Source organism: Phytohabitans houttuyneae, from assembly GCF_011764425.1.
Classification (GTDB): Bacteria; Actinomycetota; Actinomycetes; order Mycobacteriales; family Micromonosporaceae; genus Phytohabitans; species Phytohabitans houttuyneae.
Genome location: NZ_BLPF01000003.1, coordinates 433275 through 450766 on the forward strand (window position 1 = coordinate 433275; position 17492 = coordinate 450766).

Genomic DNA, 17492 nt, shown 5'->3' on the forward strand with positions numbered 1-17492 from the left:
CGAGATGCCCCGCTTGTGCACAATGAGCCGCACGAGGGTAGAAGCAGCCAAGGACTAATCCCTCGATTCCGCAACGCACTCAATTCGGCAGATCCGGATACCCGACGTTCACGATGCGCAGTTCGTGGAATCGACACTCCCTCTGGCTGAGCGTCGGCGCGTACAGGTACCGTCGCGGGCCGCGCCGGAAGAGACGACGTCGTACTTACCGTGTTGAGTGCCCGGTGCCAGGGGTCAACGCTTTGGTGATGTTTGCCTGGTCCTGGCGGGTGTCACGATCTGCTAGGAGTTGGTCGACGAGGGCTTGGTGGAACAGGCGGGTGACGATGCCGGCCGTGTCGGTTGTGGTTTGTAGCAGGTAGTCGGCGACGTTGCCTCGTCGGATCCGGTCCAGGGCGAGCTGGTCGAGGGGTATCCCAGTGCGGCGGCCGCCGCTTGCCACGCGTGATCGGTGTAGCCGGCCGCCGGCGCGTAGGCCAGGCTGGTGAGGGCGCCGCGCAGGAGGGCACCGTTTCCGTGGCCGTCGAGGAAGGCCTCGAGCGCGGAGCCGATACTGGCGGCCAGTTTCGCGGGGTCGAAGTCGGCATCGCGCGGATCGCGGACCCGGTATGCCTCGGCGAGCCGGGAGGCGGACAGAGCAGCGACGAGGAAGTTGGAGCCCGCCCGCTGGGCCACGACCGCCGCCAGCCGTTCCCGCAGGTGGTGGTCGGATCGGTATCGCCGCCAGGCCCGGTTTGACGGCGGCGGGTACTTCACTCCCTCCTGCGCCAGGAGCCGGGACGTGTACTCGGCGAGGTCGGTCGGCGCGAAGTACTCCGGCGCGTCTAGGAAGACGAGGTGTCGGGCGCGGGCGCTGGTGATGCCGAACTCACGCAGCAGGCTCGCCGGCGCGAACGGGTCGGTGGCCATCCATCGGGTTGCTACCGCCGCCCGGACCCAGGGGCGGCGGGCCAGCTGGGTCAGCTGTGATGCGATCTGCCGCCGATCCTTCGCGTCGGGGACCTCGTCGAGACCGTCCACAATGATCACGCATCGCCGGTCGCCCACTTGCCCGCGTGCGGCATCGTCGACGCCGGCCAGCAGCTGGCCCGGTCCGCTGTCGTCCGCGGCGCCCGTGAGGTCGGCGACCGCCGTGCGGAAGTCGGCGGCCGTCGCCTGGCGTGCGTGGAACAGAAGACCGCGTGAACCGGAGAGTTCCTCGGACAGGTCGAGCCCCACCCGGGCCAGGACCGCGGACTTGCCCGCTCCCGGTTGCCCGGTGATCACGAGTACGTCGCCGGGTGCCTGGTCTGCCACGAGCCAGTCGTGGATGCGCTCGCGAGCGGCCCAGCGGCCGGTGAACACGCTGCTACCGGACGTCTGCCCACGATGGCCGCGCGAGCGGCGGGTGAAGTGCCCTTGGGCGTCATCGCCCTCCATGAGCCAGGGCAGCCGCGCCAGGACACCACGACTCAACAAGGTGGTCAGTGGCAGGTAGCGGTCGAACCGGCCGGCTTGCGAGCCCGCGGTGAGCAGGCCGACGAGCCGCCCGGACTTAGCATCGACGACCGGGCCGCCGCTGTGTCCGGGCAGCGAGCCGGCACCGTTCCAGTTCAGCTGGTACTGCTCGCCGTCGACCACGCCCGCGACCTCGAAGTCGCGCCACACACCCGCGGCCGTGTGATCCGAGGTCGGATAGCCGAACACCTCCACCCGGGCTGGCTGCCGGGCGCTGCCGGACAACGGCACCGGTCGAGGCAGCCGCGGGTCGTCGTCCGCGGTCATCAGGTCCAGCACAACAGCGTCGACCTCGCCCCGTACAACACCCTGGCACCGATCGCGGGTATGCCGGGAAACGTGATCCAGACGTCGGGCCGTTCCCAGTGTCCGGGCGTGTGCTTCGCGACGACGTGACGGCAGGTCAGAAGGCGACCAGTATCGATCAACACGGCCGTACCGACCGACTTGCCCGCTTCAGTCAGCCTGACGGTGGCCGTCGCGGCCTGGATGTGCTGCCGGCCAGCCCTCACGATGCCGTCAGCCCTCGCTTCCACGTCGCGGTGACCGTGATCGTGGCCTCGGTCTGACTCTTCGCGAAGAACCACATGTTGAGCTCGCCCGCGATCTTGACGCCCAACTGCACCGCCAATTCGTCTGGTGTCAGCTCGTCACCCACCGCCCGGGCAATCTGACCGCACGTCTTGGCGATCCCTACCAGCTTGGCCGCCAACGGGCCACCTTCAGCGGTGTCAGCCATGCCCCCACCATGGAGGCTGACCAGGTCAGCCTCGGCGGACTCGAAGACCACGACCGTGCCGTCATCCAATGTGTACTCCACGAAATCCGCCACATCAGACTCCTACCGCAACACCGGCCGCCCGTGAAGCCAACAGTGCAGACAGATTCCCGACGCGTACGGATGCCCGGGCGGACCGAAGAAGAGGCGCAACCGCCACCTCGGCAAGCGTCGGGCATCGCCCGCTACCGCCGCAGCCCGCGGTTGACGTCGCCGCATCACTCCTACTACGCCCATCGACACGAGCTCGCACTCAACCAGCGCAGCGCCCCGGATCGCGGCATGTGCGGGCGCCACGGGGCCGGAGGTGTGTCGTCGGCCGGAGGGCTGGCACGATGTTGCGGTGGGCCACCGGTTCAACCTTGACTCCGACGTCGAGCAACTCCTCGCCGACCTGTGCATCAGCTTGGGCTTCTGCCTGCCACCGGCCGAGATACGTCACCTATGTGAGGCGCCGCCGGAGACGGTGGACAGCTTCACCGACGCGGTCTTCGAAGCCGAAGGCATGGGCGACATGAGCTACACCGATCTTCGCCATCAAGTACGGGAAGTCGTCGCGCGGCATATGAGCGGCTGGGCCGGCGAAGGGATCGCCGAACGGTAGGCCCGTTGGCATCTACGGTCATGCCCATCCGCACAACCGGACTTCCCAGGGAGCCGGCGACCAGCATCGCGGCAGAGATCCGCGGAGCGCACGCAGCGCGGCAGATCCGGGCATCGCGTGAGGCGGATGGAGTGCTCGTCGTGCTGGAGATTGATTTCCTGGCCGAAGCGCTCAACCCGGAGCCCGAACAACCTGCTCCAGGCTGGCGGCCTGCGCGAACCACATGTTCGGTGCATCCACCCTCTACGAGCCCACCGTCACCTCAGTCCCGCCGCCGGGCTGTACGCATCGAGGCGCGTCGCGGCGCCCGTCTTGCGTCGAGGGGATCCGGCGAGACACCTCACTTGGCTTGTGTGCGGTACTCGCGGCGGATGACCAACCGCAGGCCCGACCAGATCTCGTCGATCGCACATACCTTGTTGTCGACCAACCCGGTCGGCAGCGCGACTTCACGGACGACGTCCTCGGTAACGTCCGTGGGCACCTTCGACGCTCGTTTCGGCCAGGCGACCCAGAAGCCGCCGTCCTGGGCCATGCCGCGTCTGACCTCGTCGAGGCGGGCCTGCAACTCGTGGCGTCCGGTCACGAACAGCACGATCACGTCGGTCGGCGCGTCGGCAGCCAGGCCGTACCGGATGACGACTCCGTCGGGCAGGCCATCGAATTTGGCCTCGAAACCAGTCGGCGCGTCCAACAGTGCGACTCGGTGACCCGGCTTGATGCCGAGCTTGCGGTGCAGCGGCGTGCCCGAGTAACCAGCCATGTCACCCCATCGCCCCGCGTTGTCGGACACTCGTGGATCGTAGTGGTGCGGCCGAGGCTTACGCATCCGCCGAGCCACCGAGCAGGCCGTCCCACTCTGTACGCGCGGTTCGCGGCTAGAAGAGTGTCTCGAGGCTGTTGCTCGGGAATTGACGCGGCGGGCGGGTAGGCCAAGCCGCCCTCCGGTCCCGCGTCGGGAGAGGACGACCGCCCCGGCGCTCAGAGCCACGACGGCGAGAATCAGGCCACCTACGGTGAGGCCGATCATCGCTGGTTCAGTTCGGCTTTAGCCGGGCTGAACTGAATCAGGACCGACGCCGTCGGCAGTTCGTCCGGGCCGGCAGGTTCGGTGCGCCAGCCCAGTCGCACCTGCCATCGCTGCCCCGGCGGGAGCCGGTACTCTGGCGCAGCGCGCACGTGAGCACGGAAGCGGCGCGGCGGTTTTGAATGCACTGTCGTCGGCAGAGCCGGATGCTCGAACCAGGCAGAAGGCCGTTACCGATGGTGACGGTGCGCTACCGGCGGCGGACCGTCACGACCGCGATGTCGTCCCGGATGTGCGGGGTGGCCAGCTCCGTGAGCAGGCGGTGGCAGAAGTGGTCGAGGTCGGCGTCGACCTGCGCCGCGCTGCTCGCGAGTGCCCGCAGGCCGTCGTCGATGTCCGCGTCCCGCCGCTCGATCAGCCCGTCGGTGTAGAGCACGAGGGTGGCGTCCTGCGGCAGGGTGAACTCCAGGTCCGGCGGGCGCCTCGCGGCTACGCCGAGCAGCGGGGCGAGGTGCTCCAGGTACCGCGTGCCCGCGCCGGTGACGAGCAGGGGTGGAAGGTGGCCGGCGCTGGCCATCCGCGCCGCGCCGGTGGCCGGGTCCAGCTGGATGACGCAGATGGTGGCCAGCTCGTCGGGGAGCAGGGTGCGCATCAGCGTGTTGACCCGGTCCACGATCGCGCCCGGCGGGTGGCCGTCGACGGCGTACGCGCGGATCGCGTGGCGTACCTCCGCCATGACGGTCGCGGCGTGCAGGGAGTGCCCGGTCACGTCGCCGATCGCCACCAGGAGGGTGTCGCCGAGCATGGTCAGCTCGTAGAAGTCGCCGCCCACCTCGGTGTCGACGCTGGCGGGTTCGTACCGCACGGCGAGGTCGAGGCCGGCGATTCTGGGCACCCGGCGGGGGAGCAGGCTGCGCTGGAGGGTCAGCGCGATCCGGTGCTCCTGGTCGTACGAGCGCTGGGCCTCGATCGCCGCGGCGACCGCCTGGGCGAGCTGGTGCAGCGTGGAGAGCGCGGGTGGCTGGTTGCCGGCGGCGACCGTCACGTACACCGGTGCGCGGTCGGCCCGCAGCCGGACCACCGCGACCGCCACCGCCTCGTGCGCGCCCCAGTCGGCCTGCGGCCAGTCGGCGGCGCGGTCCGAGCGGACGGTGATCCCGACGGGGGCGAGGTGCCGCCGTCGACCCACGGGTGCAGGGTGACCGGCTGGCCGTTGTCGCCGGTGGCGGCCGCGAGCGCCTCGCCGTCGATCGTCTCCGCCGCGACCACGGCCGATCCGTCGAACATCCGGGCGGCGCCCTGGCAGGCGACCTGGAGCAGCTCGGTGACCGAGGAGGCGAGGTTGACCGCGAGTGTCGTCTCGGCCAGGGAGGTCATCCGCTCGGCGAGCCGCTCGGCCCGCTGCCGCGCCTGGTAGTACCGCAGGACGGCGTGCGCGGTGGCGACGAGCTCGTCGGGCTCGATCGGCTCGGTGAGGTAGGCGTCCGCGCCGTTGGACAGGCCGTGGGTGCGGTCCCGCACGTCGACCGCGTGGGCGGAGACGTGGATGACCGGCAGGGCCTGGTGCCGCGGGTTGGTCTTGATCCGCTCGCAGACCTCGAAGCCGGTCATGTCGGGCAGCTTGACGTCGAGCACGACGAGGTCCACCGGCGTCGCCTCGATCATGTGCAGGGCGGCACCCCCGGTCTCGGCTTGGAGCACGGTGAAGCCCGCGCGGTGCAGCCAGGTCGTGAGCAGGTACCGCTTGGGTGCGCTGTCATCGACCACGAGGACGGTCATCGCGTCGGCCCGCTCGCTCATCCCACCGGCCGTTCGGGGAGCGTGATGGTGAAGACGCTGCCGCGGCCGGGCTCGCTGTCCACCCGCAGGGTGCCGCCCAGCAGGTTGACCAGCCGCCGGGCATACGGCAGGCCGAGCCCGGTGCCGGTGCGCGGGGCGGCGATGGTGCCCGGGACCTGGTAGAACTCCTCGAAGATCCGTTCTTGCTGGTCGGCCGGGATGCCCACGCCGGTGTCGGCGACGACGAGCTCCACCAGGCCGTCCGGGCCGCTGCGGGCCCGCATGGCGACCTGGCCGGCGGCGGTGAACTTCAGCGCGTTGACGAGCAGGTTGCGCAGGACCTGCGCGAGCAGCACCTCGTCGGTGTGGATGACCAGCGGCGGCACCGGGTCGTCGACGACCAGCTCGACGTCGGGGTTGTTGGTCACGGCGCGCAGCGTGCCCCGCAGCTGGCCGAAGACCACCCGCAGTTCGACGTCGGCCCACTGCGGCTCCAGCCGGCCGGCCTCCGCCTTGGCCAGGTCCAGCAGGTCGTTGACGAGCGCGAGCAGGTCGGTGGCGGAGCCGCGGATGAGATCGACCTGGGTGGTCTGGTCGGCGACGAGGGGTGCCGCCGGCGAGTCGGCCAGCAGCCGGGTGAGCCCGATGATCGCGGTCACCGGGGCGCGCAGCTCGTGGCTGACGTTGGCCAGGAAGCGGCTCTTGGACTCGCTGGCGGCGCGCAGCTGCGCGGTCTTCTCGTCCAGCTCGGCGTAGAGCGCGACGACACCCCGGTTTGTCTCCTCCAGCTCCTCGGAGAGCTGGTTGTAGAGCGCGAGCACGCCCCGGTTTGTCTCGGCGAGCTCCTCGTTGAGCCGCGCGAGCTCGTCGCGCTGCGCCCGTACCTTGTCCAGCGCCTCGACGAGCTGGCTGTTTTGCGACATCAGCTCGTCCAGCGGTGAGCCGGGCAGCAGGCGCGCGAGGTCGAGGCGCAGCTGGTCCACGCGCTCGGTGGTCAGGCGCTCCGCGGTCGTTGGCAGATGGCGGGACATCCGCACCATTGTCACGTCGGTGACGTCGACTCGCAGCGCGTCGACGAGCCGGTGCGCCGCGGCGGCGGGCCCGGCGAGCAGGTCAGCCTCGCTGATCTGACGGCGGGTGACCAGGTGTACCCAGAGCGTTGTCGGCTCGGCGTGGAAGGTGACGTCGGCGCCGTCGCCGAGGGCGAGCACCTGCCGGCCCACCTCGCTGAGCGCGGTGGCGAAGCGGATCTGGTCCTGGTTGTCCAGCCCGACGGCGGCGGCCACCTCGCGCCCGCGCTGCCGGATGAGGAAGATGTCGTGTTCGACGCGCAGGGCCATCTGGGCCAGTAGCGGACTCATGCCGTTACCCCCGGGCGACCAGGACGCACGCATCGTCGCGGCGGACCCCGGCGTCCCGCAGGATGGTCGCGGCCGCCACGGCGGGGTGGTGCTCGCCCAGTCCCGGATAGTCGTCGGGACGCCACCGGTCGTTGACACCGTCGGAGTGCATCACGACCCGCGACTGTGCGGTGAGGGGATAGCTGTACTCGCGCACGGCCCGCCGCTGGTGCCCGGCGATGCCCGGCAGCGAGATCATGCCCCGCCGCGTGTCGCCCTCCAGCACCGTCGCGGCGATGTTGCCGAGCCCGGCGAACCGGACCGTCGCGGCCGGCAGGTCCAGCTCGGCGACCGCCAGCGCGGCCCCGCGGGTGTGGCTGATGCTGCGGTGCAGGTGCTCCACGACCGCCGCCGGTGTGGCGGCGGGTGCCCGGTGGAAGGCGTGTACGGCCGCCTGGGAGGCCGCCGCGGCCAGGGCGCCGTGCCCCAGCCCGTCGCTGACGAGCACCTGGCGCCGCTCGTCACTGAGCCGCCACGCGTACCCGTCGCCGCACACCTGGCCACCGGTCAGCGGGCGGGCGATGGCCGCCGCCCACTCCAGCTCCGGCGGTTTCCCCGGCCAGATCTCGACCACCACGACGGTGCCCTTTCCGGGCACGCTGTGCGCGTCGTACCAGCTGGCCAGCCGGCCGATCGCGCCAAGGCCGATGCCGAGGCTGCCGGCGGTGGAATGCCCGTCCCGTGCCGATCTGGCCAGGTCCGCCATGCCCGGTCCGGAGTCGACGGCGAACAGCGCGACGCCCGCCTCGCCGTGCCGCCGGACCGGCCGCACCAGCAGCGAGCCGCCGCTGGCGTGCTTGACCAGGTTGCTGGCCAGCTCGGCGACGACGATGGACAGCTCGGAGATCCGCGCCGCGGCGAGGCCGACCTGGATGGCCAGGCGCTCCGCGGCCCGGCGTGCTCCGCTGCCCGTGGCGTTTTCGTCCACCGTGAACCAGATGCCCTCGTCGGGGATGGTGGAGTCGGTCATCGGGACCACTTGGTCACGGTGATCGCCGTGCCGCGGCCCACCTCCGTGTCGATGTCGAACTCGTCCACCAGCCGCCGCGCGCCGCTGAGGCCGAGGCCCAGCCCGCCACCGGTCGTGTAGCCGTCGGTCATCGCGAGGTCGAGGTCGGCGATGCCGGGCCCCTCGTCGGCGAAGACGATCTGGATGCCGCGACGGCGGCCGTTGTCGACCGCCGTGACGGTGACGCTGCCGCCACCGCCGTACACAAGGGTGTTGCGGGCCAGCTCGCTCGCGGCGGTGACCAGCTTCGTCTGGTCGACCAGGGACAGCTTGGCCGCGACGGCGGCGGCGCGGACCAGCTGGCGGACCCGGACGACGTCTTCGTCAGACGAGATGGGCTGCGTCTGCACCTCGCCGGCGACGGTCATGGTGACGGTGACACCTCGGGGGTGTCGACGGCGTCCAGCTCGGGGGAGCCGGTCAACAGCTCCAGGCCGCGCTCGACGTTGAGTGCGGTGCGGATCCCCGGCAACGACAGGCCCAGCTCGACGAGCGTGATCGCCACCGCGGGGCGCATGCCGACCACCACGGTCTCGGCGTCGAGAACCTTGGAGATCGACGCCACCGTCGACAGCATCCGGCCGACGAACGAGTCGACGATGTCCAGCGCGGTGATGTCGATGAGGACGCCGCGCGACCCGTGTGCCACGACCTGCTCGGCGAGATCCTCTTGCAGCTGCAGCGCGGTCTGGTCGTCCATGTCGACCTGGATCGAGACCAGGAGCACCTTGCCGATCTTGAGAATCGGCACGCGTTCCATCAGGCGACCCCGCGGCCCGGGCGGGCCTCGGTCATGCGGATGGCGTGCCGCAGCGCGTCGGCGAGGCTCGCCTTGGTGGCGATGTCGCCGAACTCGATGCCCAGCGCCACGATCGTCTGGGCGATCTGCGGGCGGATGCCGGAGATGATGCAGTCGGCACCCATCAGGCGGGCCGCGACAACCGTCTTGAGCACGTGCTGCGCGACCTGCGTGTCCACGGCGGGCACACCGGTGATGTCGATGATCGCGTAGGGGAGCCGGTGTCGACAAGCGTCTGGAGCAGCTTTTCCATGACCACCTGTGCCCGCGCCGAGTCGAGCGTGCCGACCAGCGGCACGGCCACGACGCCTTCCCAGAGCTTGACCACCGGGGTGGACAGCTCGAGCAGCTGCTCGGCCTGGTCGGCGACGACCGACTCGCGGGCCTTGGTGTAGGTCTCGAACGTGAACAGGCCCAGCTCATCGATCAACCGGGAGAACTCGACGTAGTCACTGAGCAGCTCGGGGCTGTCCCGGATGTCGAGGATGTCGCGCAGCGTGTCCTTGAGCGCGAAGATGCTGACCGCCGTCTCGGTGGCGGTGAACCCTTGCCGGGCGCGGGCGACGGACAGCTCGGAGAGCACCGCGCGCAGCTCGCCGGCGGCCTCACCGTCGACGCTCATCCCGCTCGGGCCGGCCGCGGCGACGAGGCTGCGGTGGATCTCGGTGACCTGGCGGCCGAGCTCTGCCTGGCTCAGCCGGCCCCGCAGCGTCTCGGCGACGAGCTCCGTCCAGCGCTTGACGATCTGGTCCTCATGACGGACGAGGACGGCCGCAAACCGCTCGCCTTCCGCTGCGTCCAGTCCCACCGCGTACCTCCTCGAACACCTGATCTATGGCCGCTGGTCCGGCGGACTCTACCACCGCCGTTACCGCCCTCCGGACCTTCGTTATCGGACGGTGGCGGGGCTGACATTCTTCACGAAGCGGATGGTGGTGCCGCGCCCGGCGGCCGCGTCCACCTCCACGTGATCGACGAGCTGCGCGATGAGGTACAGGCCGCGTCCGGCCAGTGCGCCGGGGAGGGCTGGACGGGCGTGCCGGTCGCCGTGAACCCGACGCCTTCGTCGCTGACCTCGACGGTGCAGGTCTCGCCGGTGACCATGAGCGCGACGCCGTAGTCTCCGGCCGTCCCCGCGTGCCGGATCGCGTTTCCGCACGCCTCGGTGAGCGCGGCGGTGATGTCGTACCGGAAGTCCTCGGACACGCCGGCGGCGCTCAGCGTCCGGTCGACGACCCCCGGACGAGCGGCAGGCTGGCGACGTCACGCGGCAGCCGCATGCTCACCGTCATGGGAACCATCCCCTGCATCGCGCCCCTCCGTCCACCCCGGCGGGGCAGACCATGAACGATAGGCGCTTTCGTGTTTGCGTTCTGACCCGCACACCCCACGGGGCCACGACCCGCGTCGCGGCCCCCGTTGAAGCACCGGTCAGGAGCGGAAAGCATCCTTGATCTTTTCGCCCGCCTGCTTGAGGTTCGAGGATGTCTGGTCGGCCTTGCCCTCGGCCTCAAGGTCCTCGTCGTCGGTCGCTTTGCCGACCTTCTCCTTGGCCTTGCCGCCAAGCTCTTCGGTCTTGTTGTCGATCTTGTCATCCATTCCCATGACAACCACCTTCGAACTGTCGGCCGTCCACCGGGACGGCGGCTCCATATAGCGGTACCCGCCGGTTCGGAAACCCAATCCGGAGCCCACCGGCCGGCTGGGGGAGCCGGCCGGTGGTACGCGGGCTACGAGCGCATCTGCTCGCGGGCGGTGCGGGTCTCGTCCTTGACGTCGCTGGCCGTGGTCCGCGCCTCGTCCTTGACGGCACCGACCGCGTCCTCGGCGCTCGTCTTGACCGCCTCGGTCGCCTCGCGCGCCGGTTCGCGGAGGCCGTCGCGCAGGTCCTGCGCCACGCCGCCGACCTCTTCCTTGATCGTGTCGCTGTGGTCCCGCACAACCTCCTTGACCCGGCTGGCCGCCTCCTGCTCGCGCCGGGTGGCCGGCAGCAGGGACGAGACGAGCCAGCCGACACCGAACGCGATCAGCCCGGCCGCGATCGGGTTGCCCTCGGCCCGCTGCTTGAGCTGGCGCGGCGCGGCGCTGGCCGCGTCGCCCACGGCGGAAGCCGCGTCGCCGACGGTGGATGCCGCGGACGACACCCGGTCCGAGGCCATCTCGCCGGCCTGCGACGCGGTGCCCATGACCTTGTCGGTCACCCGGTGCACCGCCTGGCCGACGCGCCGCTTGCGGTCCTCCACCATCCGTCGCGGGTCGGCCTTGTACGCCAGCGCGTCCACGTCGTCGCTGAGGCTCTCCCGGGTACGGGTGATCTCGTTCCGGATCTGATCCGGGTCCGTGCTCATCGGTAGCCTCCTGGCTCTGGCTTGAGGGCGTCCGGAATCTGCTTGGCGGTCTCGGCGGTACGGGTCAGCCCGTGGACCCGCTGTACCTGGGAGCGGGCCACGGCGTACAGGACGGCGGCGGCGACCGCCCACACGACGGCGACGATCAGTGCCGCCCATCCCTCGTCCATGCCGTTGGCCAGCGCCCACCACAGGGCGAAGGACAGGAACAGCAGGACCATGTGCCCCGCGACCGCGGCGGCTCCGAAGGCACCGGCGGCCCGTCCGGCCTTGCCCGCCTCCTGCCGCAGCTCGGCCTTGGCGAGGTCCATCTCCTGGCGGACCAAAGTGGACAGATCCTGCGCCACCTCGCCGACCAGCTCGCCGAACGAGCGCTGCGACACGTCCCGCCTCGGCTCGTTCACATCGGAGGCCGCGGGGTTCACGGCCGGCCCCGGTGTACCCGATGGGATCCGCCGGCCGACCCTCGGCGTACCCGATGGGATCAGCCGGCGGGATGCCGGTAGCGGGCGGCACAGTGGCGACGCCGACGGCGCCGTTGCCCGCCGGACGGTCGTCACCGGTACCGGTGTCCGCGCTCGCGTCGGCCGCGAGGCCGCGGGTCAGACGCCCGGCGAGGACGCCGAGCACCGCCGCACCGGCCAGGAAGGCGCCGGGGTGCTGCCGCGCGTACCGCTTGACCTCGTCGAGCACGGCGCCGGGTTCGCGGCCCTCCAGCCACCCGGCGAACTGGTCGATCGTTCCCGACGCGCGGCGGGCCAGCTCGGTGGCCGGGCCCGACCCGCCACCCTCGTCCGCCATCGCGCGCAGCTCGCCGCTGACCGAACGCAGCCCGCCGGCCGCCCGGCGCTGCTGGCCGCCGACCTGGCCGCGGACCTCGTCGCGGGCCACGCCGTACAGCTCGCGGGCGCGTTCGCCCGCCTCCCCGGCGACCTGCCGGCCCTGCTCGGCGGCCGTCCGCAGCACCTGCCCGCCGCCCTCGGCGGCCGTGTGCCCGACGTTAGCGGCCTGTTCCTTCGCCACCCGTGCGGTCGACTCCTGGTCGCCCGAGGGTGAACGAGACATAGCGATGTCCGTCATCTCGTGTTGCCCCTAACCTGAGGGATTGCTTGCTGGGGCCCGGTGGCTACCCGCCGCCGGGCCATCCATTCACGCCGGTCGTGCCGTTTTCCGCGCGGCCGCGTCCGGTGGTTTCCGGCGGCTCATCCAGGGCATCTGGCGTCAGGAAGATTTCGATTGCCGTCACTGATGCGGGGGCCAGGGACGGGTAAGGAGTTGAGGGCATGACCACGGCACGAGAAATCATGACGGCGGGCGCGGAGTGCGTCGGCGAGAACGACACCGTGCGCGAGGCCGCCCGGAGGATGGCGGATCTCGGCGTTGGCGCGCTGCCGATCTGCGGCGAGGACAACCGGCTCAAAGGCATGCTGACCGACCGGGACATCGTGCTGAAGGTGCTCGCCGCGGGTGACGACGCCGACAGCGTCACCGCCGGGGCGCTCGCGCAGGGCAAGCCGGTGACGATCGGTGCCGACGACGAGGCGGACGAGATCCTCCGGACGATGGGCCAGCACCAGGTCCGGCGGCTGCCGGTCATCGACGGCCACGACCTGGTCGGCATCGTCGCGCTCGCGGACGTCGCGCGGGCGCTGCCGGACCGCCCGGTCGGTGCGGTGCTGGACGCGATCAGCGAGCGGTAGCCCGGCCCGCGCGGTCGAGGTGGGTCACGCCCGTGGTGAACGCGGGCGTGACGCCTCCTCGGCCCTCGACGACCTGCCGTCCATGTGGCGCCGCGCCCGTACCGCGAGCTGGCGGCAGTCCGCTTCGGACCTGCCGACCGCCGTGGCGATCTCGGCGAACCCGGCGCCGAACACGTCGCGCAGCACGAACACCGCCCGCTCGGCCGGGCTGAGCTGCTCCAGCAGCACCATCGCCGCCATCGACAGCGAGTCGGCGAGGTTGGCCGACCGGGCCGGGTCCGCGTACGGGTCGGTGAGCAGCGACCGCGGCGCGGCGGCGTACCGCTCCCGCTGCACCCGCTCGGACTCCAGGGCGTCGATCGAGACCCGGGTGACCACAGCGGACAGGAGCGCCTGAACGGACTTGGGCTCCTGCGGGGACGACTCGAACCGCTGCCAGGCCTCCTCGACGGCGTCCTCAGCTTCGGCCACGCTCCCGAGGATCCGGTAGGCGATGGCGAACATGAGTGGCCGCAGCTGCTCGAACTCCTCGTCCCGCGTCACGCTCACACTCCTCGTCCGGTAATAGCGGTTCGTCACCGAGACGATTCAGCGGTGCTCACTGTGACATGTGAATCGGCTTCGCAGATGACGAGCATCTATGATTCTGCGCATGTCGGTCGAGTTCGGGGCGGCATTGACGGGTTCGCTGGCGTGGCGCGGTGCCCCGTCGGAGCGGGCAGATGTTGCCGAGCGTGAGCATGCGGAGCTGCGCAAACCCGCATCCGCGCAGGTTGACGCTAGGTACCGGTGGGCGGGATGCGGGCCGAGATCCGCTCCCTGGCCCGCGGGCACTCCTCGAAGCTGAGCGGGCACTCCAGCGCCTCCTCGATCAGGTCCTTGGCCGCCTGCGCGCGGGCGATGCGCTGGTCAAGCTCCGCGACGTGCCGGCGCAACAGGTCCGCCCGGTCCATCGGGTCGCCCGTGGCGAGCACCACGCTCAGCTCGCGCAGGCCGATGCCCGCCTCCTTGCCCATCAGGACCACCGCGACCCGCATCAGGTCGGCCTTGCCGTACCGGCGCTGCCCGCCCGCGGCCCGACCCGGCGCCAGCAGCCCCATGCTCTCCCAGTGGCGCAGCACGTGGGTGGCCAGCCCGAACCGGTCGGCCAGCTCTCCGATGGTCAGCTCGTCGTCGACGGCGCTTGACTTCATGCGCACATTAACCATCATCATGTCGGCCATGAGCAATCAGGACCGACCGGCGGCGGGCGTGCGATGAGCACCGCGCCCGCGGCGCGCGTACCCCGTGTGCTGGACCGCTTCCTGCTGACCGGCACCGTCGAGGCCGTCGAGCAGCTCACCCGCGGCGCGCGCCGCATCCGCGTCACCGGCCCGTCGCTGCGCGACCTGCAGTGGGCCGCCGGCCAGCACATCCGGGTGCTGGTCGGCGACCTGCGCGCGCCGTCCAACTGGATGCGCGGGCTGCGCGACACCCTGCGCACGTACACGGTCTGGGACTACGACGCCGCCGGCCACCTGGAGCTGTGCATCGTGGACCATCCCGAACCCGGCCCGGGCGCGCGCTGGTCCGCGAGCGTCCATATCGGACAGCGCGTCTCGTTCACGCGCCCCGAGGGCCGGCTGGTCGTCCAGCGGGACGCGCCCTACCACCTGTTCGTGGGGGAGGAGACCGCGACGGTGGCGTTCGGTGCCATGCTCCGCGCCCTGCCACCCGCCGCGCGCGTGCATGCTGTGCTCGAGCTGGACACGCCGCAGGACCGGCTGCCGCTGCCCCGCGCCGGCGAGCTGACCTGGGTGCACCGGGACGGCGCCGCACCGGACGAGGGCGGGCTGCTGCTGGAGGCGCTGCGGTCGCTGCGGCTGCCGGACGAGCCGGGCGTCGCGTACATCGCCGGCGAGGCACGCGCCTGCCAGGCCGTGCGCCGCCACCTCACCCAGGAGCGCGGCTGGCCCCGGCGCGCCACGATCGTCAAGCCGTTCTGGACCCCCGGCAAGCGCGGCCTGGACTAGCTGTAGCGCGGTTGATCAGGGACTTCGTGCCCACCAGGTCCCTGATCAACCGCGGTGGTCAGCCGGCCCGGTGAGGGTGAGGTCGGCCTCGATGGCGTAGTGGTCGGACAGGTAGGCCTCGCGGGCGTCCGGCAGGCGTACCGGGTCCTGGAAGGCGAGGCGGGCGTCCCCGGTCAGGGCGCGGCTCGGGGTGGAGCGGAGGTAGATCTGGTCCAGCGCCGGGGGCTTCGGGAACCGCGCGGTGGGGCGGAAGGTCGGGCTCGAGTCGCCGGACAGCAGGTCGTCGAGGCCGGCCGCCGCGCGGAACGCGGTCAGGGTCGGGGAGTGGCGCGGGACGTTGAAGTCGCCGGCGACCACGACCGGCAGTGCCGGGTCGATCGCCGCGACCAGCGCGGCCAGGGTCTGCAGCTCGGCCTCGGCGATCCGGGTGTACCGGTTGCCCGCCGTCCAGTCGTCGTCGCGGTTGGCCGACAGGTGCGTGTTGACCACTGCCAGGTCGCCGCCGGGCGTACGCACGACGGCGACCTGGGCGCCCTTGCGCATCAGCAGTTCGGTCCGGGCCGGCCCGGTCACCGGGTACCGCGTGAAGTGGTGGCGGACCAGCGGCCACCGCGACAGCATCATCAGCCCACCCCGCAGCAGCGCGAAGCCGCCGGCGGCGCGGAAGCCGTAGCTGGGCGTGCGCCGGCCCAGCAGCCGGGCGCTGCCCCGGTGCAGGATCTCCTGCAGGCAGACGACGTCGTACTCCGCCTCCTGCAGGATCCCGGCCAAGGCCCGCAGGCGCGGGCGGACGTCGCCGCGGATGAGCGCGTTGAAGGTGAGCAGCCGGATACCTGTCACCGGCACATTGCATCACCCGCGGCGGTCCGGAGCCGTCCCGGTCAGTCGGCCGAGGTGAAGGTCAGGGCATACCCGCCGTACACCGGGCAGGTGCCCTGCGCGGTGATCGGCCCCTCGGGAAGGTGGCGGATCTCCACGAACCCGCCGGAGCAGGCCACCCACAGCGTCGTGTCCGGCTTGCGGATGATGCAGTCCAGGCGGATCTGGCGGTTGATCCGGGTGGCCGCGCAGCTGCCGCGGTCCGGCTCGTGCGGCGGCGGCAGGATCAGCGCGGCCGTCGCCGGCTGGGTCCAGCTGACCTTCGTGGTGGTGGCGCCGGCCGTGGACGGCGCGGCGGCCGCGGTGCCGGCCCACGCGAACCCGAACGCGGCGGCCGCGACGAGTACGAACAGCGTCCGGACGATGCGGAGTCGGTGCGTGCGAGGTGTCATCGGTTCCTCCCCAGGACTTGTGCGCGGCGCGGAAGCGACCGCACACATAGGGTGGCAAGACCGACTCGACAACAAATAGACAGAAACTAATGCGATACTCGAAAAGCTGCGTAAATACGCATCGACCGACGTCATGGGCGGTGACGCCGGGGCCATGGCCTGCCCTTCGCCCGCCCCCGGCCCCTACAATGAGTCCCATGAGCGCTGAGGCCGTCGGCACGCACATGCCCGCCGTCGTGACGCTCCAAGATCTGGCCGCGATGAACGCTGCCGACGCGAATGGTCATCGCTACGAAACCAGTCCTGAAGGGGTCCTGTCGGTCATGCCACCACCCGACTCCGAGCATGCGATGATCGCCAGTCGTCTGTTCGCGTGGCTCATCATGGCGGGCTGGCCGGCGGAACAGGTGCTTCAGGCGGCAGGCGTCAGGATCCCTGGGCCTGACGGCGACGGCGGCCGGATTCCCGATGTCAGCGTCTGGAGAAAGCCGCCGCCCAGAGGCGTCTGGTCCGCCGTGGCAGACATCGTGCTGGTGATCGAGATCGTCTCGCCAGGCTCGGAGGCCATGGACTCGGTGACGAAGGTCCGTGAGTACGCCTCCGCAGGCATCCCGCAGTACTGGGTGGTTGACCGGGACGGCGCCCAGACGGTCACCCTGCATCGTCTTGCCCCGCATGGCGCCTACGAGGAGAAGGCGAGGATGCCCATGGCTTGGCTGCTGCAGACCTCGCCATCGGACCACATCGACTAACCGCGGGTCAGACGAGGCGCGCTCTAGGCGGAGTGGCCGGCTTCCAGGTCGTGGACCGACGAAAACATCAGGGCCGGCTCCGGCTGGCCCTCCTCCTGGATCGGGGCGAGCAGAAACCCGGTGTGGTCGCCGAGGTTGACCCGCTCCAGCACGCTGCCGACCAGCCGGCGCGGGCAGTCGTCCAGCAGCGGTGTCCCGTGCGGGCCGGGCGTCCACGCGCAGCGCGCGAACTTGTCGATCTCGTCACCGGTCTGCTCGCCGAACAGCGCCGCCAGCTCGTGCTGCCCCGGGCTCAGCGCGTGCACCGCGAGCATCTGGCTGGCGGCGGCCACCCCGTGCGTGTGGTTGGCCTGCGACAGGCAGACGAGGAAGCGGAACGGCCTGATGCTGCACTGCGTGGCGAAGCCGACCAGGCATCCGGACCGCTCCCCGGTGCGCGGGTCGGCGGCGGTCACGACGAACATCGGGTAGTCGAAACCCGCGACGAACTCGGTCACTCCGCCACGTTGCCACATC

23 protein-coding genes and 1 pseudogene are annotated in these 17492 nt (G+C 71.1%); 5 read left to right on the forward strand and 19 right to left on the reverse strand.

What is annotated here, in order from left to right:
- Positions 1–282: 282 nt before the first annotated feature.
- Both Phou_RS36985 and Phou_RS36990 read right to left on the reverse strand, forming a co-directional pair.
- Positions 283–1764, reverse strand: a complete 1482-nt coding sequence (locus tag Phou_RS36985) for an AAA family ATPase (RefSeq protein WP_246274148.1) — start codon at positions 1762–1764, stop codon at positions 283–285.
- A 241-nt stretch (positions 1765–2005) separates the two neighbouring features.
- On the reverse strand, positions 2006–2329 hold the full coding sequence (locus Phou_RS36990; protein ID WP_173066064.1) for a CU044_2847 family protein: 324 nt from the start codon (positions 2327–2329) through the stop codon (positions 2006–2008).
- A gap of 289 nt (positions 2330–2618) precedes the next feature.
- On the opposite strand from Phou_RS36990, the gene Phou_RS36995 reads away from it, so the two are divergent.
- Positions 2619–2879, forward strand: coding sequence for a hypothetical protein (locus Phou_RS36995; protein WP_173066067.1), 261 nt, complete (start codon positions 2619–2621; stop codon positions 2877–2879).
- Positions 2880–3219: 340 nt separating this feature from the next.
- Here Phou_RS36995 and Phou_RS37000 read toward each other — a convergent pair whose 3' ends face one another.
- The 12 genes and pseudogenes from Phou_RS37000 to Phou_RS37050 all read right to left on the reverse strand — a co-directional run bounded on the left by Phou_RS37000 (position 3220) and on the right by Phou_RS37050 (position 11666).
- Complete coding sequence (locus tag Phou_RS37000; RefSeq protein ID WP_246274149.1) at positions 3220–3672, reverse strand: DUF3052 family protein; 453 nt, start codon at positions 3670–3672, stop codon at positions 3220–3222.
- A gap of 484 nt (positions 3673–4156) precedes the next feature.
- Positions 4157–4987 (reverse strand): PP2C family protein-serine/threonine phosphatase, encoded by an 831-nt coding sequence (locus Phou_RS55130; RefSeq protein WP_308784720.1) that lies wholly within the window; start codon positions 4985–4987, stop codon positions 4157–4159.
- Positions 4948–5706, reverse strand: a complete 759-nt coding sequence (locus Phou_RS55135; protein WP_308784721.1) for a response regulator — start codon at positions 5704–5706, stop codon at positions 4948–4950. The genes Phou_RS55130 and Phou_RS55135 overlap by 40 nt, the downstream gene beginning before the upstream one ends.
- On the reverse strand, positions 5703–7046 hold the full coding sequence (locus tag Phou_RS37010; protein WP_173066070.1) for an ATP-binding protein: 1344 nt from the start codon (positions 7044–7046) through the stop codon (positions 5703–5705). The genes Phou_RS55135 and Phou_RS37010 overlap by 4 nt, the downstream gene beginning before the upstream one ends.
- A gap of 4 nt (positions 7047–7050) precedes the next feature.
- Complete coding sequence (locus tag Phou_RS37015) at positions 7051–8055, reverse strand: anti-sigma regulatory factor (protein WP_173066074.1); 1005 nt, start codon at positions 8053–8055, stop codon at positions 7051–7053.
- Positions 8052–8462 (reverse strand): ATP-binding protein, encoded by a 411-nt coding sequence (locus Phou_RS37020; RefSeq protein ID WP_173066077.1) that lies wholly within the window; start codon positions 8460–8462, stop codon positions 8052–8054. Before Phou_RS37020 ends, Phou_RS37015 begins: the two co-directional genes overlap by 4 nt.
- On the reverse strand, positions 8459–8854 hold the full coding sequence (locus Phou_RS37025; RefSeq protein WP_173066080.1) for an STAS domain-containing protein: 396 nt from the start codon (positions 8852–8854) through the stop codon (positions 8459–8461). Before Phou_RS37025 ends, Phou_RS37020 begins: the two co-directional genes overlap by 4 nt.
- Positions 8854–9701 (reverse strand): annotated as a pseudogene (locus Phou_RS37030) (STAS domain-containing protein). Before Phou_RS37030 ends, Phou_RS37025 begins: the two are co-directional and overlap by 1 nt.
- 110 nt (positions 9702–9811) lie before the next feature.
- Positions 9812–10114 (reverse strand): ATP-binding protein, encoded by a 303-nt coding sequence (locus Phou_RS37035; RefSeq protein WP_281365170.1) that lies wholly within the window; start codon positions 10112–10114, stop codon positions 9812–9814.
- Between the two features lie 210 nt (positions 10115–10324).
- On the reverse strand, positions 10325–10498 hold the full coding sequence (locus Phou_RS37040; RefSeq protein ID WP_173066086.1) for a CsbD family protein: 174 nt from the start codon (positions 10496–10498) through the stop codon (positions 10325–10327).
- Positions 10499–10623: 125 nt separating this feature from the next.
- Positions 10624–11241 carry a DUF3618 domain-containing protein gene (locus Phou_RS37045; RefSeq protein ID WP_173066089.1) on the reverse strand — a complete coding sequence of 206 codons (618 nt, stop codon included), beginning with the start codon at positions 11239–11241 and terminating at the stop codon, positions 10624–10626.
- Entirely contained in the window at positions 11238–11666 is a 429-nt protein-coding gene (locus Phou_RS37050; RefSeq protein ID WP_246274150.1) for a phage holin family protein, read from the reverse strand. The genes Phou_RS37045 and Phou_RS37050 overlap by 4 nt, the downstream gene beginning before the upstream one ends.
- 232 nt (positions 11667–11898) lie before the next feature.
- Between Phou_RS37050 and Phou_RS51605 the strand changes: the two genes are divergently transcribed.
- On the forward strand, positions 11899–12297 hold the full coding sequence (locus Phou_RS51605; protein WP_218579443.1) for a hypothetical protein: 399 nt from the start codon (positions 11899–11901) through the stop codon (positions 12295–12297).
- 227 nt (positions 12298–12524) lie between these two features.
- A complete protein-coding gene (locus tag Phou_RS37060; RefSeq protein WP_173066092.1) occupies positions 12525–12941 on the forward strand; it encodes a CBS domain-containing protein in 417 nt (138 codons plus the stop codon).
- 24 nt (positions 12942–12965) lie between these two features.
- On the opposite strand, the gene Phou_RS37065 is transcribed toward Phou_RS37060, so the two are convergent.
- Together Phou_RS37065 and Phou_RS37070 are read right to left on the reverse strand one after the other, a co-directional pair.
- Complete coding sequence (locus Phou_RS37065) at positions 12966–13484, reverse strand: sigma-70 family RNA polymerase sigma factor (RefSeq protein WP_173066095.1); 519 nt, start codon at positions 13482–13484, stop codon at positions 12966–12968.
- Between the two features lie 236 nt (positions 13485–13720).
- Positions 13721–14134, reverse strand: a complete 414-nt coding sequence (locus Phou_RS37070; protein ID WP_173066097.1) for a helix-turn-helix domain-containing protein — start codon at positions 14132–14134, stop codon at positions 13721–13723.
- Between the two features lie 63 nt (positions 14135–14197).
- Between Phou_RS37070 and Phou_RS37075 the strand changes: the two genes are divergently transcribed.
- A complete protein-coding gene (locus Phou_RS37075; RefSeq protein WP_173066100.1) occupies positions 14198–14953 on the forward strand; it encodes a siderophore-interacting protein in 756 nt (251 codons plus the stop codon).
- A gap of 45 nt (positions 14954–14998) precedes the next feature.
- On the opposite strand, the gene Phou_RS37080 is transcribed toward Phou_RS37075, so the two are convergent.
- Both Phou_RS37080 and Phou_RS37085 read right to left on the reverse strand, forming a co-directional pair.
- Positions 14999–15793 carry an endonuclease/exonuclease/phosphatase family protein gene (locus tag Phou_RS37080; RefSeq protein ID WP_173066103.1) on the reverse strand — a complete coding sequence of 265 codons (795 nt, stop codon included), beginning with the start codon at positions 15791–15793 and terminating at the stop codon, positions 14999–15001.
- 41 nt (positions 15794–15834) lie between these two features.
- Positions 15835–16224, reverse strand: a complete 390-nt coding sequence (locus Phou_RS37085) for a hypothetical protein (RefSeq protein ID WP_173066106.1) — start codon at positions 16222–16224, stop codon at positions 15835–15837.
- 197 nt (positions 16225–16421) lie between these two features.
- Here Phou_RS37085 and Phou_RS37090 point away from each other — a divergent pair, with 197 nt between their 5' ends.
- Complete coding sequence (locus tag Phou_RS37090) at positions 16422–16976, forward strand: Uma2 family endonuclease (protein ID WP_173066109.1); 555 nt, start codon at positions 16422–16424, stop codon at positions 16974–16976.
- A gap of 23 nt (positions 16977–16999) precedes the next feature.
- Here Phou_RS37090 and Phou_RS37095 read toward each other — a convergent pair whose 3' ends face one another.
- Positions 17000–17473, reverse strand: coding sequence for a flavin reductase family protein (locus tag Phou_RS37095; protein WP_218579444.1), 474 nt, complete (start codon positions 17471–17473; stop codon positions 17000–17002).
- Positions 17474–17492: the final 19 nt, after the last annotated feature.

Excerpts from the sequence above, each read along its gene's own strand:
- Phou_RS37040 (WP_173066086.1), bottom strand. The coding sequence starts at position 10,498 with ATGGGAATGGATGACAAGATCGACAACAAGACCGAAGAGCTTGGCGGC.
- Phou_RS37010 (WP_173066070.1), bottom strand. The coding sequence starts at position 7,046 with ATGAGTCCGCTACTGGCCCAGATGGCCCTGCGCGTCGAACACGACATC.
- Phou_RS37075 (WP_173066100.1), top strand. The coding sequence starts at position 14,198 with ATGAGCACCGCGCCCGCGGCGCGCGTACCCCGTGTGCTGGACCGCTTC.
- Phou_RS37070 (WP_173066097.1), bottom strand. The coding sequence starts at position 14,134 with ATGAAGTCAAGCGCCGTCGACGACGAGCTGACCATCGGAGAGCTGGCC.
- Phou_RS37085 (WP_173066106.1), bottom strand. The coding sequence starts at position 16,224 with ATGACACCTCGCACGCACCGACTCCGCATCGTCCGGACGCTGTTCGTA.
- Phou_RS37020 (WP_173066077.1), bottom strand. The coding sequence starts at position 8,462 with ATGACCGTCGCCGGCGAGGTGCAGACGCAGCCCATCTCGTCTGACGAA.
- Phou_RS37025 (WP_173066080.1), bottom strand. The coding sequence starts at position 8,854 with ATGGAACGCGTGCCGATTCTCAAGATCGGCAAGGTGCTCCTGGTCTCG.
- Phou_RS37060 (WP_173066092.1), top strand. The coding sequence starts at position 12,525 with ATGACCACGGCACGAGAAATCATGACGGCGGGCGCGGAGTGCGTCGGC.
- Phou_RS36985 (WP_246274148.1), bottom strand. The coding sequence starts at position 1,764 with ATGACCGCGGACGACGACCCGCGGCTGCCTCGACCGGTGCCGTTGTCC.
- Phou_RS37015 (WP_173066074.1), bottom strand. The coding sequence starts at position 8,055 with ATGACCGACTCCACCATCCCCGACGAGGGCATCTGGTTCACGGTGGAC.
- Phou_RS37090 (WP_173066109.1), top strand. The coding sequence starts at position 16,422 with ATGAGCGCTGAGGCCGTCGGCACGCACATGCCCGCCGTCGTGACGCTC.
- Phou_RS55135 (WP_308784721.1), bottom strand. The coding sequence starts at position 5,706 with ATGAGCGAGCGGGCCGACGCGATGACCGTCCTCGTGGTCGATGACAGC.
- Phou_RS37045 (WP_173066089.1), bottom strand. The coding sequence starts at position 11,241 with ATGAGCACGGACCCGGATCAGATCCGGAACGAGATCACCCGTACCCGG.